General features: G+C 70.5%; 1 protein-coding gene. It reads left to right on the plus strand.

All coding sequences use genetic code 11. The annotated features are described in order from the left end of the window. Window positions 1–572: DUF7507 domain-containing protein (locus tag RH864_RS04105; RefSeq protein ID WP_449224127.1), on the plus strand; the 572-nt coding region annotated here is incomplete at both ends.

Genomic DNA, 572 nt, shown 5'->3' on the forward strand with positions numbered 1-572 from the left:
TGCGGGTGAGGTCGTGAACACCGCGACCACGACGGGAACGCCGCCGAGCGGCCCGGACGTGACGGACGAGGACGACCACGAGCAGCCGCTCGTGCCCTCGCCCGGCATCCAGCTGGTCAAGACGGGTGTGCTGACGGACGGCACGATCGCGTACGAGTTCGTCGTGACGAACACGGGTGACGTGACGCTGTCGGGTGTCGGGATCACCGACGAGCTCCCGGGCCTGTCGGACCTCGTGTTCGGTGAGTGGCCGGCCGAGGCCGGCGTGCTCGCGCCGGGTCAGTCGGTGACGGCGACCGCGTCGTACGAGCTCACGCAGGCCGACCGCGACGCCGGTGAGGTCGTGAACACCGCGACCACCACGGGCACGCCGCCGGCCGGCCCGGACGTGACCGACGTCGACGACCACGAGCAGCCGGTGCCGCAGGCCCCGGGCATCCTGCTGGTCAAGACGGGTGTGCTGACGGACGACACGATCGCGTACGAGTTCGTCGTGACCAACACCGGTGACGTGACACTGTCGGGTGTCGGGATCACCGACGAGCTCCCGGGCCTGTCGGACCTCGTGTTCG

Origin of the sequence: Agromyces aerolatus, assembly GCF_031432255.1 — a bacterium.
Taxonomy (GTDB): Bacteria; Actinomycetota; Actinomycetes; order Actinomycetales; family Microbacteriaceae; genus Agromyces.